18 protein-coding genes are annotated in these 16780 nt (G+C 38.2%); 6 read left to right on the top strand and 12 right to left on the bottom strand.

What is annotated here, in order from left to right:
• Window positions 1–16: 16 nt before the first annotated feature.
• Window positions 17–196 (top strand): hypothetical protein, encoded by a 180-nt coding sequence (locus tag ABE099_RS15475; RefSeq protein WP_430032021.1) that lies wholly within the window; start codon window positions 17–19, stop codon window positions 194–196.
• Window positions 197–339: 143 nt separating this feature from the next.
• Here the strand turns inward: ABE099_RS15475 and ABE099_RS15470 are convergent, their stop codons facing one another.
• From ABE099_RS15470 to ABE099_RS15460, 3 genes are all read right to left on the bottom strand, one after another.
• Window positions 340–975 carry a hypothetical protein gene (locus ABE099_RS15470; protein WP_430032020.1) on the bottom strand — a complete coding sequence of 212 codons (636 nt, stop codon included), beginning with the start codon at window positions 973–975 and terminating at the stop codon, window positions 340–342.
• A 100-nt stretch (window positions 976–1075) separates the two neighbouring features.
• On the bottom strand, window positions 1076–2449 hold the full coding sequence (locus tag ABE099_RS15465) for a sensor histidine kinase (protein ID WP_430032019.1): 1374 nt from the start codon (window positions 2447–2449) through the stop codon (window positions 1076–1078).
• The gene (locus ABE099_RS15460; RefSeq protein ID WP_430032018.1) at window positions 2446–3186 is read right to left on the bottom strand and encodes a response regulator transcription factor; all 741 of its coding nucleotides are present in this window, start codon (window positions 3184–3186) and stop codon (window positions 2446–2448) included. The genes ABE099_RS15465 and ABE099_RS15460 overlap by 4 nt, the downstream gene beginning before the upstream one ends.
• Window positions 3187–3351: 165 nt before the next feature.
• Here ABE099_RS15460 and ABE099_RS15455 point away from each other — a divergent pair, with 165 nt between their 5' ends.
• The 3 genes from ABE099_RS15455 to ABE099_RS15445 are packed head-to-tail and all read left to right on the top strand — an operon-like array spanning window position 3352 to window position 5754.
• Window positions 3352–4266 carry an ABC transporter ATP-binding protein gene (locus ABE099_RS15455; RefSeq protein WP_430032017.1) on the top strand — a complete coding sequence of 305 codons (915 nt, stop codon included), beginning with the start codon at window positions 3352–3354 and terminating at the stop codon, window positions 4264–4266.
• Complete coding sequence (locus tag ABE099_RS15450) at window positions 4266–5015, top strand: ABC transporter permease (RefSeq protein ID WP_430032016.1); 750 nt, start codon at window positions 4266–4268, stop codon at window positions 5013–5015. Before ABE099_RS15455 ends, ABE099_RS15450 begins: the two co-directional genes overlap by 1 nt.
• 4 nt (window positions 5016–5019) lie before the next feature.
• The gene (locus ABE099_RS15445; RefSeq protein WP_430032015.1) at window positions 5020–5754 is read left to right on the top strand and encodes an ABC transporter permease; all 735 of its coding nucleotides are present in this window, start codon (window positions 5020–5022) and stop codon (window positions 5752–5754) included.
• Window positions 5755–5955: 201 nt separating this feature from the next.
• On the opposite strand, the gene ABE099_RS15440 is transcribed toward ABE099_RS15445, so the two are convergent.
• Entirely contained in the window at window positions 5956–7005 is a 1050-nt protein-coding gene (locus tag ABE099_RS15440; RefSeq protein ID WP_430032014.1) for an NAD(P)/FAD-dependent oxidoreductase, read from the bottom strand.
• 218 nt (window positions 7006–7223) lie between these two features.
• On the opposite strand from ABE099_RS15440, the gene ABE099_RS15435 reads away from it, so the two are divergent.
• The gene (locus tag ABE099_RS15435; protein ID WP_430032013.1) at window positions 7224–8297 is read left to right on the top strand and encodes an FAD:protein FMN transferase; all 1074 of its coding nucleotides are present in this window, start codon (window positions 7224–7226) and stop codon (window positions 8295–8297) included.
• A 167-nt stretch (window positions 8298–8464) separates the two neighbouring features.
• Here the strand turns inward: ABE099_RS15435 and ABE099_RS15430 are convergent, their stop codons facing one another.
• From ABE099_RS15430 to ABE099_RS15405, 6 genes are all read right to left on the bottom strand, one after another.
• On the bottom strand, window positions 8465–8935 hold the full coding sequence (locus ABE099_RS15430; RefSeq protein ID WP_430032012.1) for a hypothetical protein: 471 nt from the start codon (window positions 8933–8935) through the stop codon (window positions 8465–8467).
• Window positions 8936–9178: 243 nt separating this feature from the next.
• On the bottom strand, window positions 9179–9778 hold the full coding sequence (locus tag ABE099_RS15425) for a DUF1349 domain-containing protein (RefSeq protein WP_430032011.1): 600 nt from the start codon (window positions 9776–9778) through the stop codon (window positions 9179–9181).
• A 191-nt stretch (window positions 9779–9969) separates the two neighbouring features.
• Window positions 9970–11286 carry an ATP-binding protein gene (locus ABE099_RS15420; protein WP_430032010.1) on the bottom strand — a complete coding sequence of 439 codons (1317 nt, stop codon included), beginning with the start codon at window positions 11284–11286 and terminating at the stop codon, window positions 9970–9972.
• Window position 11287: 1 nt separating this feature from the next.
• Window positions 11288–11995 carry a response regulator transcription factor gene (locus ABE099_RS15415; RefSeq protein ID WP_430032009.1) on the bottom strand — a complete coding sequence of 236 codons (708 nt, stop codon included), beginning with the start codon at window positions 11993–11995 and terminating at the stop codon, window positions 11288–11290.
• A gap of 129 nt (window positions 11996–12124) precedes the next feature.
• Window positions 12125–12664, bottom strand: a complete 540-nt coding sequence (locus tag ABE099_RS15410) for a hypothetical protein (protein ID WP_430032008.1) — start codon at window positions 12662–12664, stop codon at window positions 12125–12127.
• Between the two features lie 128 nt (window positions 12665–12792).
• Window positions 12793–13479, bottom strand: a complete 687-nt coding sequence (locus ABE099_RS15405; protein ID WP_430032007.1) for a hypothetical protein — start codon at window positions 13477–13479, stop codon at window positions 12793–12795.
• A gap of 223 nt (window positions 13480–13702) precedes the next feature.
• On the opposite strand from ABE099_RS15405, the gene ABE099_RS15400 reads away from it, so the two are divergent.
• Window positions 13703–14755 carry a hypothetical protein gene (locus ABE099_RS15400; RefSeq protein ID WP_430032006.1) on the top strand — a complete coding sequence of 351 codons (1053 nt, stop codon included), beginning with the start codon at window positions 13703–13705 and terminating at the stop codon, window positions 14753–14755.
• A 102-nt stretch (window positions 14756–14857) separates the two neighbouring features.
• Here the strand turns inward: ABE099_RS15400 and ABE099_RS15395 are convergent, their stop codons facing one another.
• Both ABE099_RS15395 and ABE099_RS15390 read right to left on the bottom strand, forming a co-directional pair.
• Complete coding sequence (locus tag ABE099_RS15395; RefSeq protein ID WP_430032005.1) at window positions 14858–15142, bottom strand: hypothetical protein; 285 nt, start codon at window positions 15140–15142, stop codon at window positions 14858–14860.
• A 140-nt stretch (window positions 15143–15282) separates the two neighbouring features.
• Window positions 15283–16752 carry a glycoside hydrolase family 1 protein gene (locus ABE099_RS15390; RefSeq protein ID WP_430032004.1) on the bottom strand — a complete coding sequence of 490 codons (1470 nt, stop codon included), beginning with the start codon at window positions 16750–16752 and terminating at the stop codon, window positions 15283–15285.
• Window positions 16753–16780 lie beyond the last annotated feature (28 nt).

Below are 16780 nucleotides of genomic sequence, written 5' to 3'. Positions count from 1 at the left end.
TGTACCTGCAGGATAAGTGCCATATACAGAAGCAGTATTAGTTGTTACAAAAGCACCTATACTGTCTTGTGTCCCTGGAACACCAGCGGTTTCTGATCTACTCAGCCCTAACGTATTCCCTGTAAAAGTGATAGCTCCTGTAGCGTTAAAGGTTGCTCGAACAACGAGAGGAATTGTAATCCCCCCCTTTACTTAAATTAAATATCTCCTTAACTTCTTCACTCCTTTTTACCTATAAATGCAATTTACATTATAAATATGTCAAAAATAAAAATACATGTGAGTTAAAGGACCTTAACTAACATGTATTTGAGAAGAAGTGATTATTTGTTTAACTTACTAATGTTGTTCTTCGTTGTTATCTCTATCTTTTTTTATTACAGACGGGAGTGGAAATGACTGTCTACTCAGCAAATCTAATTCTGAATTTGTAATAGGCTGTTTGACTGCTGTAATAAAGTATAAAATTTCATTTACCATATTAGGCTGAAATCGTTGCAATGTTTCTAACTCCTCAACATCATAAAAGGAAGAATCAAAGTCATCTCCATAAATAAATTCCATTTGTAGCAAGCGAAAATCAAATCCGGGTTTATTTTCTCCATAAGCTGTAAGTTCGGGTGAAATAGGGCCATGAGTAGGCTGATAAAATTGAGATGTCCAATATCTGGGGCTTGATTCATCGAACCTTTGCTTAAGATAAGGGTTTGAAATATGGTTAAAATTATGAGCGTAAGGTGCTAAAATACAAATCACTGCTTTATGCACACATAGTCGATAAAGATCTGCTAATACATTAAAAAGATCATCCACATAACATAATGAGCGGCTTGCCATTATAAATTCAATGCAATGATCTGGTAATGGAATACGTTTGTTTATGTCCCAAATGAGATCCACACCTGCAAAAGGTTCAATATCTATGCCTAAAAACCCAGGATGTTTATTTAAACCACAGCCGATGTCAATTTTCACAGGTTACCACCTCTAGACCGTTGTTTATTCCACATTATATTAGGCAAAATGGAGATAGGAACGGTGTATACCTATGGGCTTTAGACAAAGAGAAAATTCCCTAACGCTGTAATACTACTATAGGTAACTCCAGTGTAACCCCGCAGCCACCCGTAGCACGATTGTAAAATGTAGCTGTACCCTGATGTGCCTTCATAATTTGCCGCACAAGAGTGAGTCCAAGCCCATGACTATCTAACTGAACACTGTTAGGAGGGGAATTCAAAGCTTCAAGCTGCTGAGCTGAGAATCCAACCCCACTATCAGCAATTGTAATCTGACAGGTTGCATCCTCTTGATGAACAGCAAGATTAATATGACAGCCATCGGGATTATGATGAATACTATTGGACACTAGATTTACAATAGCCCGTTGCAATAGCTTCTCATCAGCAATAAGCTGAATACGCCCAGCATCTGGTTTCACATCAACTTCAATAGTATATAAATTACTTAGGCCACTATTTAGAAAATCTACAGCAACACCTCTAATCACCGCAGCAGGAGATAACGTAATTAAGTGAAGTGGCTGCATATCATATTCTAACTTTGACACTAAATTCAGATCACTAACTAATGTCTTGATCTTTTCCGTTTGACTGCGAATAATTCGTACCTGCTCCTGCTCTTGGTAAGGTAGGTTCGAATTTTCCTCCAGTTGACTTGCATACCCCATCACGATGGATAATGGTGTACGAATATCATGGGAAACCCCTGCAATCCATGTTGTTCGTGCATCGTCCCGTCGTTGGAGTGCTGCTTCCTGTTGTTTTAATCGAGCTGAAGTCTTGTTTAGGCCTTGTGCCAGATCACCTAATACCCCACGGATGGGAAGCTGAACCTCTTTATTATTCGCAATATCTTCAATTCCATTGGCGATAGATCGAAGTGATCGAAACAAACGAAGTCCAAATAACAAGGCTAATAATAACGCAGCCCCAGTATTTGCAATTAATACACCTAACATCCACTCGGGTAACTGCTTAACAACATGTTGAGGCATCTCCAAGTTTTTTTTCCAAACGCTATCTTTAGGCGATCCAAGCACAAACAAGCCCTCTGGGTGCTGCCACACATACACTGGATATCCATCCAAATACCAACGAGAAAATCCTGCCACATCTGAGGTTGTATACTTTCTTAATAAATTTTCGGGTAATTGTTCTGACCATATTACTTCTCCGTTGTGATCAAGAAGCATCGCCCACTCAAATTGCTGCTCAAGCTGCTGTCTTCCCTGTGCTGTAAAAGAAAAACTCCCGTTGCTAAGGGTTAATTGTTTTGCAATTTCCACCACATTCCCTTGCGTTTGCCCACTATCATACGTTCCAGTAAGCCATACAAATGCAACAATCACATTTAATATAAGTAGCAGCACAGCAACGGTTGCCGCCGTTGCAACATAACGTGACAATACTTTGAGCATCCCTTTCATTGCTCACCCTCCAGCTTCAGCTTATACCCTAATCCACGTACAGTCAGAAGATAACGGGGTTTAGATGGCTCTGGCTCCAGCTTTTCGCGTAAGCGGCGGATATGTACCATAAGTGAATTTTCATACCCATACAAGCCTTCCCCCCATACCGCGTGACATAAGCTGTCTCCTGTTACAATCCGTCCACGATTTTCATATAGCTTCTCTAAAATTACAAATTCCTTTGCCGTTAATGAACGTTGTTCTTGCTCACTTCTTAGCGCATCTCCTACTGTAATTGTGCCACTATTTAAATCTACCTTGGTATCTTGCAAATAAAAAATGGGCTTGTGATCCACTTGCTTGAACAAAACAGGGAAATAAGCACGATTGAGCACAGACTTAAGACGTAATAATAGCTCTCTGTGTAAAAAAGGCTTTGTAATATAATCATCTGCACCTAGTCCCAACCCAAGTAAGCGATCCTCATCCTGATCTCGTGCGGAAAGAAACAAAATCGGAACTGGGGAAAGCTTACGAAACTCAGACATTAACGAAAATCCATCTCCATCTGGCAGCATCACATCCATAAGTACCCCATCGGGTTTTATCGAAGCAAATAAACGCCGTGCTTGTGCGCAATTAGCAGCAGTAAAGACATGTTCAAAGCCTTCTTGTCGCAATATATTTTCAATCATCCTTCTTAAATCAGGTTCATCATCTATAACCAAAATCCGGCTTTCAAAAATGTTATTCATATCCTAGCACCTATACTTTTTCTAAATTTTAAATTCATTATAGCCTATTCCTATACAGGATTGAACGAATACGCAAAAGCTTAAGGTAAATGAAAGGTAGCTGAAAGTTATGTGAAAGGACGTATTGCTACACTAGAAACAAATTTGGAAAGGGAGTTGTTTTTAGTGGCAACCATCATCAAGACGCAAGGTCTATGTAAGCAATATGGTAAGACCCTTCGAGTAAAAGACCTCGATTTATCAGTACCAGAGGGAGCTGTCTATGGCTTTCTTGGACCAAATGGAGCTGGAAAATCGACAACTTTAAAGCTTATTCTTGGGTTAGTTAAACCAACGGATGGAAAGATTGAAGTGTTTGGCAAGGAAATGAATAGCCGTAATCGGCTCGCTATATTAAAAAATGTAGGATCACTCATTGAATCTCCTAGCTACTATAGTCACTTAACAGCGGAGGAAAATTTAAAAATAGCTCAGACACTACGTAGCGTACCTGAAAAGGATATTAAGCGGGTTCTGAGCATTGTTAGGCTGGATAACACGAAAGGAAAACCAGTAGGACAATTTTCATTAGGGATGAAGCAGAGGTTAGGACTTGCTTGTGCCTTGTTAGGAAACCCAAAGCTGCTTATTTTGGACGAACCCACAAATGGACTTGATCCTGCTGGGATCCAGGAAATGCGCGAACTGATCTGCTCCTTGCCTCAGCAATTTGGAATGACTGTCGTTGTCTCTAGTCACCTGTTAAGTGAAATCGATCAGATTGCTACAAATGTCGGAATTATTAGCCAAGGCGAGCTCGTTTTCCAAGATAAGCTACCCACTCTTCATGAGCGAAGTCAAGCCCATTTAGCGCTTAGAGCAATAGATAACGTAACTGCTACACAAGTGATGCAATCTATGGGTATTCATTGTGAGTTTAAGGATGGATATATCATGTTACCTCATATGGCAGATCATTTACTTGCTAAAATGACGCATATTTTATCTGAGCATGCTGTTGGGATTGTACGGATTGAGGAACGTCGCAAGAGCTTGGAGGACATCTTCCTTGAGCTTACAGGAACGGTGGTGAGTTTGTAATGAAGGCACTTTTAGCTGAGTTTCAAAAAACACGCAAGCGTAAAATATGGGTCATTATCGCTGCACTCATCGCTGTAGAGCTATTATGGTTACTATGGGCCTTTCGTAAAATGGATAACACAGAGCTAGCACAAGGCTGGAAACGTTTTATGTACCAGTTGCCTTTGCTCAATGCACTCATTATGCCAGTTGTTGCTGCCGTCACTGCCTCTAGGTTATGTGATATAGAGCATAAAGGAAATACATTCAAGCTGCTTCGTACATTTATACCTGCTGGAAAAATATTTGATGCTAAGTTTGTTTGTGGGGCGCTTTATATATTAGCTGCAATTTTTCTTCAGGTTGGTGTCATGATTGGGTATGGTAATGTAAAAGGCTTTACTGAACCATTTCCATCTTTAATGCTGGCTTATTATTTACTATTTGTTGCTTCTGTCAGCCTAACACTTTATTTACTCCAGCAAGTATTATCGCTCTTATTTAAAAATCAAATGGCTGCATTAACTGTTGGCCTACTTGGTGGCTTGTTTGGTCTATTTAGTATGTTTTTTCCTCAATGGCTACAAAAATTAATTCCTTGGGGATATTATGGTGTCTTAATGGTTGTAAATATGACCTGGGATGAAGCAACCAGAGTGAGCACATTTCAGTGGCTACCTGCCAACTGGTCTGGCTTTTTCATACTAATTGTAGTGTTTGCTATTGTATATGCATTAGGTCGAAGTGCATTTGTAAGAAAGGAGCTGTAACGACATGCTAAAAGCGACAATAGCCGCAGAATGGTTAAAAATGAAGCGTAATCCTGTTTGGCTTTCCTTTATATTACTGCCGATCTTACCGGCAATTATGGGCACCTTTAACTATTTACAAAACCAAGCAGTTTTACAAAACTATTGGTATAGTCTGTGGACTCAACATACTTTATTTAATTGCTACTTTTTTATCCCTGCATTAATTGGGGTGTACTGCTCTTATTTATATCGTATGGAGCATACGAATCATAATTGGAATGCGGCAATGACAGCACCGGTTCGAATTTCGTATTTATATTTCGCTAAACTTTTTACTGCTTCTGTGATGGTTTGTTTGACTATGGTTTGGATAGGAGTGTTATTTATTGCCTCTGGTTGGTTAGCAGGTGTCAGCGGCTCGGTTCCTCTTGATTTATTGGGCTGGTTAGTCAGAGGGGCAATTGCAGGTATTGTTATTTGTGCAATCCAGCTTATTTTGTCCTTAATCATTCGTAGCTTTGCTGTACCCGTAGGAATTGCACTGATTGGTGGATTTAGTGGCGTGGCATTTTTAGCCCAAGGCTTGGGCGCTTATTACCCTTATTCCCTACTTGCTTTAGGGATGAAAGCAACAAATCCAGAGGGTGCAATGCCAATCAGTGGGACTACTTTTATATTACACTGCCTTCTATTTATTCTAGCTTGTTGGCTGTTTGCCAGCCTGTGGCTAAAAAAACGCGATGTGATTGCAGGATAAAAATAAGGCTCTATTTATAAATTAGTACTTGATAACCTCTAGTAGGTGGTAGCTACGCTCCAGAGAGTTCTTGCGATTGTGTTAAAATCATATTCCTTTTATATTGAAGTAAATGTATTGATGGAATATGATTTTAAGAGACAATCTTCAGAATCTCTCTGCCCCTTCGCTAGTTTGGGTTAGCGGTCAAGTACTGATGACTCACTTTTTATAAACATCCTTCATAATTTCTCTGTTTTTCTTTATAAATAGGTCATTATGTGAGGATACCATTCCATATTCCCTTGCTTCTGGGGCCACGAATTTTTTCGCTTTATTCACTGCATTTGCTGCATCTTGAAAAGCACCCGCAATCAAATGCAGCTTACCTTCGTAATTTAAAATATCTCCTGCCGCATAAATGCCTGGTACAGAAGTTTCACTCATGGAGTTTCCAGCAATCCAGTATTCTTCCTCCATATCAAACTTCACTTCACAATTCTCAAGTAATTCCTTATCACGATCATAGCCATGACTGATAATGACTTCATCCACAGCAATCTCGATTTCAGAACTGTCTTCACCTTTCTCTAGTAATACCGTTTCAATTAATGATTGATCTTCACCAGCGATAAGCTTTTTAATAGAGGTATTAAATAAAACTTCAACACCATTACTTGCCAGTTTAGTAATATCCGCTTCGTGTGCTTTAAGCTGATCCTTACGGTAGGTCAAATATACTTTATCTGCAATTAATGATAATTCATTTGCCCAGTCTACCGCAGAGTGCCCTCCGCCCGAAATTAATACCGTTTTATCTTTGAAACGAGCTAACGATTTTACGGTGTAATTTAAATTCGTCACCTCAAAACGTTCCGCCCCTTCAATTTCTAGCTTCGTAGGGTTTAAAATCCCACCTCCAATGGCAAGTATAACCGTCTTACTTAAATGTTGATCCCCTGATGCAGTATGTAGAATAAAATGACCTTCTTCCGCTTGTGCAATCGAAGTCACCTTTTCACCTAATACTACTTCTGGATCAAATGTAAGACCTTGCGCCACCATCTGCTCAATCAGTTGTGCACCAGGCACAGGTGTTATTGCACCCACATCCCAAATCATTTTTTCAGGATACACATGCACCTTCCCACCCAGCATCGGTTGAAACTCGATAAGCTTTGTTTTCATTTCACGTAAACCACTATAAAAAGCAGCAAACAATCCCGCAGGACCGCCGCCGATAATCGTTACATCCATCATTTCATGATTCATTATTATATAATTCCTCCTAGTTAATGATAATGATAATTATTATCATATATATTACGTTATTATTAGCTAAACTGCAATCCTAAACAAATTATACAAATATTTTTTATTTATTTTCACATGCTACTAAGGAGTTATTTGTTATAATAGATTTTACTGATTCACGTATGCTTTTTGCTTTGGATACATTATTTCACTTCAACTAACGGATGGTGCCCTTCATGAGAAAAAAAAGTGTCATTATTACAGCCAGTATAATATTGTTGTTAATTACTGCAACTAGCATTTATTTGCTTCAAAATAAGAAAAAGGATAACCCTACTCCCGCTTCTACCTCTGATTTTGTAACAGAAGACTATTTCATTTATGATACCGTGGTGAGAGTTAAGGTATTTGGTGAAAAGGCAAATGAACAAACATTAACAGATATCGGAAATTTACTTCATGATTTAGACGATAAAATGAATAAAGATAAGGTTGGTAGTGAAATACAGCAAATTAATGCTGCCGCTGGTGTGTCTGCAGTTAAGGTCTCCCCTGATTTGTTTGAGTTAATTGCTCGTTCTATTGAATACGGAGATAAAACCAATGGTTTTTTTGATATCGCAATTGGCCCTCTCGTTGACTTATGGAAAATCGGGAACGAGGGTGCTCATGTTCCTAAGCAAAACGAAATTAACACTGCAATGGCATTAACCAACTATAAGGATATTGAATTAAATAAGCAGGAGCATAGTGTTAAGCTTTTGCGTAAAGGTATGGTGCTAGACCTTGGTGGAATCGGGAAAGGATACGCTGCGGAACAAATTAGAGTATATTTGTTAAAAAACGGTCATTCAAGTGCCTTAATCAATATGGGAAGTAGTAGTATTATTACCGTAGGTAAAAAGCTAAATGGCTCGGATTGGTTATTAGGAATTCAAAATCCAGATCAAAGCAGAGGTAATTCCCTTGGAACAATAACCTTAAATAATGAGGTCATTAATACGTCTGGTGTTTATGAACGTTTCTTTATGCAAGATGGAGTGAGATATCATCATATTTTTGATCCTCGAACCGGTTATCCGATTCAAAACGGGTTGGAAAGTGTGACGATTATCGGTAAAGATGCCGTAGAAGCGGAAGCTCTTACGAAAGGTATTTTTGTCATGGGCGTGAAAGAAGGACTAAAATATATCGAAGGTTTAGATGGTGTTGAAGCTCTGTTTATTACGAATGAGCAAAAAATATACGCCACCTCAGGGTTAAAAGATAGACTTAAAATTAGTGACCCCGCTTATACTTTAATTTATTAAGTGTTAAGTTATTTAGAATTAACAAGTAAACCTTGGACATAACCCAGCCTATAGATGAAAAAACCGGTGAACATTTACGATTCGTAAAAAAATTCATCGGTTTTTATTATTTTTTAAAAAAGAAAGGACACCTTCTGGTAAAATTGATCACCACTTAGCTACGTAGCTTAAGGGACATAAATCTCTTTAATAGAAATTACTTTTTCTCCTTGCGTTTCGATCTCAAATGGGATTGTATTTGGATCGTTTCCACCGGGATTTAAGTAGGTTTTAAATTCATCCAGACTCTTTGTAGTATATTTTTTATCATCTTCTTCCTTAACAAAAAGATTCTGAGAGTCAAAAAACATATAACTAGTATTTTCATCCAATATAAATGTCTTTAATTCATCTGTTTCATTATGAATATAATACCCATTTGGCATATCCATATCATTTAACCCTAACTCCTTAATTCTTGCTTTGTCTTTAGAGCTTATAAACTCGAAATCATCTATTAGCAACTTATTCCCTTCTAAAGAAAGGTATCCTGTATATATTTTCTTTTCTGGCTGCATTTCCTTTTCCTTGGCTTCACTACAAGCGAGCAACGATGTACTTAAAAGAAACAAACAAAGTAAAAAAAATGGTTTTCTCATCATTAACACATCCTCCCCATGTAGTTGCTGGATACTGCTTCGTATATTAAACCTTTTTGTTATAAATTTATTTCCTTCTATGTGAATTTTTTCTCAGAAAAAAATGTTATATTGGAGTCCACATGTGCTACTTTATATGTATGAATTTACTCAAACAAAAAACATTATTGCATGTATATTCGCTAGGGAACACACAGCAATAATGAATTTATATTATTTATATAAAATTGTATGCCATAAAATCTATAACTCTGGGTCAGTATGAAGGTTTTCATCCGGTTGTGTAAATGCCCAACGTGTAAAGGTGACCTCTAGGCCCTCACGTGTTGGCGAGCAAGTATAAGGACCCGCTTGATTCCCTGTCTGATAAGGGAAACGAGCAACACGAATCGTTCGCCAAGGATGATTCTCCGTTCGAGCACGTATTATGACAGCATCCTTTATAATGGATGCCCGAAGCGTGACCTCCTCGTTCACCCAATCAGGTACCGCGGCAAGCGACCAATCGGAATAGCCATCAGTAACAACGGCCGACACCTGCGGAATTCCATCGTTCATTTCCACTCCACATTTAATCCATTGCTCTGGCCCTTGATAAAGTAAAATGCCTGCTTGATCATATAGCTCTGTAAACGAAGATAGCAAAAAGGAAACTTCTACCGCTGTGCTGTTATCCCACTCTTCTAACAATGCGGCGCCGTCCTCAAATTCAAAACCATATAACGTCTTTTTCCAAAAATCTCTTCCTTTTTCGGGTTGAATTTTAAAGAAATCACCTTCTTTTTGTGCAGATAATGGTGGATTAAGCCATTTCCCTAGTTCCCAGTCCATTTTTTTGATCATATAGCATACTCCCTTACGTAGAATTCAATCAATATTTAGATAGCCTTAAACGGCTTAGTTACTGAATCTTTCATTTATCATTTTATATTTCACATTATATAACATAGTATGAGGGTTGGATATTCTAGCAGCCTTACTTCAATCTATAAGCTGATTTACCTAAACGGTGACAATAGATCATTGATGGCTTTCTAGCCATGAGATCGAATTAAGCTAAATCTAGCACCACCTAAAGGAGAATCAGAATAAACAAGTTCACCACCAAGATGGCGTGCAATTTGCAAACTAATTGCTAAACCTAACCCAGTGACACCATTTGCCCCAGTGACAAATCTTCCGAATACTTCTGTGCGCTCCGACTCCGCTAAGCCTGGCCCATCATCATCCACATGCAACATCCATCCTTTATCGGTTTGCTCTGTTGTTACCACAATTTTGCTATTTGTATGCCGCACTGCATTTTGCAGTAAATTTAAAAGGATACGGAACAATTGCTCCCCTGTCGTTTTAATCTCAAAATTATGACCTTCAAGTTGTAAAGATAGGTTGCGCTCCACAACAGCAGGAGTCATTAACTCAATCGCTTCATGTGCCAATTGCTGTACATTTATCTCCTCTTCAGGCCAAGCCTCTTCTAATGCCTCTAATTTGGATAAAAGCAAGAGCTTATCTACCATTTCAACTAACCTGCGAGATTGGGAGGTGATGACCTGAAGTCCATTTTCCTGAGATACAACCCCATCTCGAATCGCATATACATAACCGTTAATCGACATCAATGGTGTTTTTAACTCATGTGATACATTTTGCAAAAATTCGATTTGCTTGTGATGATGAGAGGAAATTCGGTCAGCCATTAACTGAAAAGTATGACTAAGCTCACCAATCTCCCCCTTCTCATCACTTGGAAATGAATTCACCGCTGGGTGGCTTGGCTCATACACACTTACCTTCTCCTTTAAACGATTAAGCGGCTTTACAATTTGAGAAACGGTTAGTAAACCAATGCAGAGTATAACCGCAAAACTAGCTCCCGTTGCTAATAAGGTTGTTTTAAGAATAGAGCCTGCCAATGCTCGTACAGATGACAAAGGAGAATAAATTAAAATCCGATACGGTGTATTTTTTAATTCCGCTTGAGCATAAATAATTTTTGTGCCTTGGAGTGAGCTTGTTCCTTCACCATCATGACTGTTAAAGTGAAAAACTGTCCCTTCCTCTTTAATATCGCTAGCTGCTATAATACGATGATTTTTATCAAACACTAAGTAATCCGCATCAAACATCACATCACGCACAATATATTTAAAGCTTGTTCGATCCAAATCCTTTAAATCCCCACTATTTAAAATTTCCAAAGCTCTAGGCACTTGCTGGTGAAGCTGCGCCTTGGCTTGATTTAAAATAAGATCATCGATGAGATGGATGAACAGCACAATCGTAATTGCAATCGTTGCTAACATCGCAGCAGACATAGAAAACAATAGCTTACCTCTAATCGTCTTCATATTAAACCTGCCGAACGGATACTTTATAGCCAAAACCCCATACCGTATCAATCATTAAGGTAGAATCAGAGTCAGATAACTTACGGCGGACACGCTTCACAAGATCATCAACCACCCTAATATCCCCTAAAAAATCATATTGCCATATTTGCTGGATTAAATGCTCTCTCTCAAAGGGTCGTTCAGGATAAGACGCTAAAAATTGCAGCAATTCAAATTCACGCGAGGTTAATGGAACTTCCGCCTCATTGATCGTTACCCGACGAAATTCAGGTTCAATCCGTACATTACCGATAGCCCAACCCTTATCTTTAGAAGTCTCTTGGCCTTTGCTATGTCCATAACCAGCCTCGGAGAGACGAAGCATCGCCTTAACTCGACCCACTAGTTCACGTGGATTAAAGGGCTTGCTCAAAAAATCACTACATCCTAATTCCAAGCCTTGAATTCTATCATTTTCCTCTCCACGTGCGGAGATCATAATAATAGGCATTTCAGTAAAGGAACGAAGCTCTGTTAGTAAAGTCAAGCCATCGATACCTGGTATCATAATATCTAATATCATACAGTCTGGTGATGACGATCTCACAAACGGAATCAGCTCTTTCCCATTCAGAAATGAAGTAACTTCATACCCTTCCTTACGTAAATATTCGGATAGAAGCTGTAAAATAAATTGATCATCATCCACAACAACGATTTTCTGCATGACCATTCTCTCCCCACAACAAAATAAAAACTACTAACGATATTTTAATAGAACAAAAGACGGGAGTCCAATGGGAGCTCTCGCCTTCTGAATATCAGTAAATCTCAGTATGAAAATTTAAAGCTTTTATTATTTTTTCTTAGTTACTGGAGTAGTTGTTTTAGTAGTTGTTGCTGGCTTTGTTGTTTTAGTTGTTCCTTTAGTTTCTACTTTTTTATTGTTACTTACATGTTTTTTGTTCACTGTTTTGTTAACTTTTTTGTGTTGTTTCTTGCTTTTAATTGCTTTATGCTTTTTGCTAACTGCCTTGGCTTTTTTCACTACTTTTTTGGGAGTCGTTTTTGGTGTGGCAGCTTTAGTAGTTTTCTTAGTTGCAGGCTTTGTAGTTGTCATTTTTGTTGCTGGTTTTGTAGTTGTCGCTTTTTTAGCTTCTGTTTTTGTAGCTGGTGTTTGCTTGGTAGTCGTTTTTGGTGTAATACCTGTTGTAGTTTTCTTCTCTGCTGCTTTATATGCAGGTGCTTTAGTTGTGCTGCTTGAACTGGTTACGGATGATTTCACAGGTGCCTTACTATTTGAAACTTCCGAGGAAGCCGCAAATGCGCTTGTACCTGCGCCCATCACGCTAATTGCTGTTACTAATGCTGCTACTTGTTTTGTCCACTTTTTCATAATTGAATCACCTCTTGTTTGGATTTGTATTAAGAATAACAACCAAATTGGGCAATTCTATGAGATAAATATGTAAAAAGTATATGAAAAGAGGCTCAATCTGAAACAAATAAGAACAATCAGCTTAGTTAAACTTCGTTTGTGGCAGCTTTAAGCATAAGTTGCTCAACCCACTCATGATCATTCCAAACGTTAGGATTGTTGATGACCTGACCAGCTCCACGTACAGTCATGTCATAGCTATCCTTTGCACCACAATACCAATCTACAATGACAAGCTTGCCCTCTTGATTTTGGACAAGGAACTCAGTAACTTCACCATAACCACCTACGTCATGCTGGATATCTGCTTTTAGTTTCAGATATAAATATTGATTTTCATCATCTACAAATTTTACCGCATCGGTTTCAAACTCAACATTTGTCACAATGTTACTCGTAAGATCATGCTTTAGAGCAAGGTTATATTGATCTTTTATTTTTTTAGTCGTATATTGCTTTAAATTTTCATTTGAGAAATAAGTATCAACATCGAACTCTGCATGATTCCGAATTGCATTATAATATTGGGTTAATGCCTTTGTCGTCATTTTATACGCAGTTTCATAGTCCTGAATCGATAATTTTTTATCATCCTTTGCTAAAAAAGCAGGAGATATCTTCGTCTCTGATTTATTCTGATCACCGTTAGTTGGAGTAACCATCGTTGCGCTATTCTCCACCTTAGACACATCATTTGCCTTCATATTATTTGTAGCAGTATCACATGCACTTAATACCAGTAACAGTATAAGAAACAAATACGAACGTTTCATATCAGTCCTCCAGCTTAGATTTATATTATTCCAATTTTATACTATATAAATATATTTTTCTATCTTTCATAAAAATGTATCCCCCATGCTAAATTTTAGAAATCTTATAAAATTCATGTCATTACCACAAGAATCTATGAACTTTCTTTCATAGATTAATTTTGAGATGAAATTTACTCGCTAGTAATCTCTCATAAAAAAATTATAGTTATGGAGTGATAACATGGGTACTGTCGTTATTAATAATAGTTCTCCGTTTTTATTCGGATATAATAGTGCTGAGCCGCGTGGATCAGGGACTTCGAATTTAGCTGGTGGTTTTTTCTTTTATTCCAATAACCCAGAATCAGTTGCAAAAACAGCCCTAGCTGATAACGGTTATTTTTTAAATCGGGCACCAGTTAAAGGTACAGGTCAAATTTATACCTGGCATTCTAACAAAACAGGTTCTGCAATCTCTAACTGTATCCTAATTCATAATCCTAACGCATTTCCAGTCAAAGTTTCCTCATCTAATTATGGTCTAACAAAATTTGCTGGAGTCCAGCCAGATTCTAACGCTTGGCTTTCATTCTGGAACACAAGTATGTCGTCCCCGATTACAGTAACGATTCAACCAGGAGGATACGGAAATATTTTTCTACAAAACCAAATTCCAAATAACGGCGTGTTTGGAATAATAGCTCGTGTAAGTGTAACTAATGCCCAAAATAATACGGATGCAAGTGTTACCTTTTGGGATTTAGCTTATATTTCAAATTCAGGAAACGGAAATGCTGCTGCTACCGTTGATGGATCAAACCGAGTTCGGGGGATTGGTCAAGGCGGTTATTGGAATACAACTAAATTTGATGCATTAGCATCAACTGATTCAAAAGGGAAATATTATACTCTTGCTGCTGCAGGTGATACCTTTAACGGCGTTGATGTACCATGGGTGGCAGATTATAGTGGTGGGGCATCTGGTGGTGTTTTAGGAAACTATGGTCAACAAATCAATATAACATTGCCAATAAGAAATACTAGTAGCTCCTCACGTAAATTTCAAATATTCATTGGTAGCTCAGGAGGATCACTTTTCCCTTGTTTTTACTATAAAGGAATTGGATATAGATACTCTCCTTATAATCAATGGGGAAATGTTCCAGGATGGTATGGTCTAGATATTTTGGAATTAGAGGTGGGTGGTTCATCAACGGTGTCTGAATCATTCCAAGTTGTTGTACCAGCAGTATCAAGCACCCCCCTTGCAATTGGAGCAAGAATCAAAAATTAAATAATAAAACTTATAACTTAAACAGCTAAAAAAATAACTGCCGAGAATCTCGGCAGTTTTTAGAATCTATCTAACTTATTTTAAGCTTAATGTTCGTTTCCTTTATCCTGCTGGTGAAGGACCATTAGGCTTAGCTAAATAGGCAGAGACAGGATGCTCGGTATATATTCCATAAGCATTAGCATTTTTTCTATATGGAGCATATCCCCAGTTGCTTGCCCCCCATCCTCCCCAAGTTCCATTACGGAGTATTTCAATTTGAGACCAAGTCGCTGTATTGTGTTGGACATATCCATATTGATCCTTACAACCATGTGTGTATGCAACACGAGCTGTTGTTGGTTGAGATTTATGATTGGGTAGGTCATACACTATTTTACTGTTCACCCATAGTTGAGACCGCGCTCCATTTTGAGTAGGTACAAGTGTAAGTAACACTGTATCTCCAAATCCAAAATTATAGCCTAATTCGGAAATATCTTTAGATCTCCAATAAAGGTTGTCTCCACCTTCAAATGCACCTCCCTTTACAACACTTCTCCATTACTTTCAATCACTTGCTTATACCAGTAGAAGGAATCTTTACGATAGCGATCAAGTGTACCATTACCTAAGTTATCCTGATCGACATAAATAAATCCGTAACGTTTTGCCATCTCAGAAGTAGAGCAGCTAATAATATCAATTGGTCCCCAGCTTGTGAAGCCCATAAGCTCTACGCCATCTGCAACGGCTTCCTTCATTTGCTCAATATGCGCACGTAGGTAGTCAATTCGATAGGAATCATGAATCGTACCATCCTCTTCGAGCGTATCCTTTGCACCTAATCCATTTTCCACAACAAATAGTGGTTTTTGATAACGATCATACAAGCGATTTAATGCAATACGTAGCCCAATCGGATCAATTGGCCAGCCCCATTGGGACAACTCTAGATGCGGGTTTTTAATCTGACTTACAAGCATACCTGAATTACTGTTATCATTTGGATCATATTTTCCAATGTAGGTCATATAGTAACTGAATGCGATAAAGTCCACTGTGTTGTTGCGAAGAATTTCATCATCCCCAGCTTCCTTCACTATTTCAATCCCTTGCTCCTTAAAGTAACGATCCATATAAGATGGATACTCTCCACGCACCTGTACTTCTGGGTAAAAGAGGTTCATTTGATCTTCTTTTAACGTTTGTAGCACATCTTCAGGTTTACTTGAAGCAGCATACGTCTCTAAACGGCAAATCATACAGCCAATTTGTGCATTTGGCATTTTTTCTTTCCCACTTTTCACCGCTAACGCACTTGCCACAAATTGATGGTGTGTCGCTTGATAACCTACTTGCTCCTTGCTCCCCTTAATTTTATCCTCTAAAATTCCGCCACCTGTATATAAGCTTGTAAGCATCATGTTCATTTCATTAAACGTAATCCAATACTTCACTTTATCCTTGTAGCGATCAAATAAGGTATTCGCAAATTTAAGATACAAATCTATTAATCTACGATCTTCCCAGCCATTATATTTCTGAGAAAGTGCAACAGGCATCTCGTAATGAGAAATCGTTACCAACGGCTCGATATTATATTTTAAAAGCTCGTCTAACACTTTATCATAAAAAGCTAGCCCTGCTTCATTAGGGGTCTCCTCTTCACCTGTTGGGAAAATACGTGGCCAAGCGATGGACATCCGAAACACTTTAAAGCCCATCTCAGCAAAAAGTGCAATATCCTCTTTATAACGGTGATAAAAATCTACCCCATTACGTTTTGGAAAATAAGTATCTGTATCTCCATTCAAATATTGCTCAAGTTCAACCGAATTTACGTCAAAGGTAAAATCCTTTCCATTACGTGCATCATAAGGTACAAATGGAGCCATATCTGAGGTGGATAAACCTTTCCCATCAGCATCAAATGCTCCCTCTAACTGATTGGCAGCCGTAGCGCCTCCCCATAAAAAACCTTCTTGAAATTGTGGTACTACTGTTTTTTTCAACATTATATTCTCTCCTTTTTGTATAGTATAA

Origin of the sequence: Paenibacillus turicensis, from assembly GCF_050461185.1 — a bacterium.
In the GTDB taxonomy this organism is placed as follows: domain Bacteria; phylum Bacillota; class Bacilli; order Paenibacillales; family Paenibacillaceae; genus Fontibacillus; species Fontibacillus turicensis_A.
Note: the sequence above shows the minus strand (reverse complement) of the source record. Positions and strands in the feature narration are given on the sequence as shown.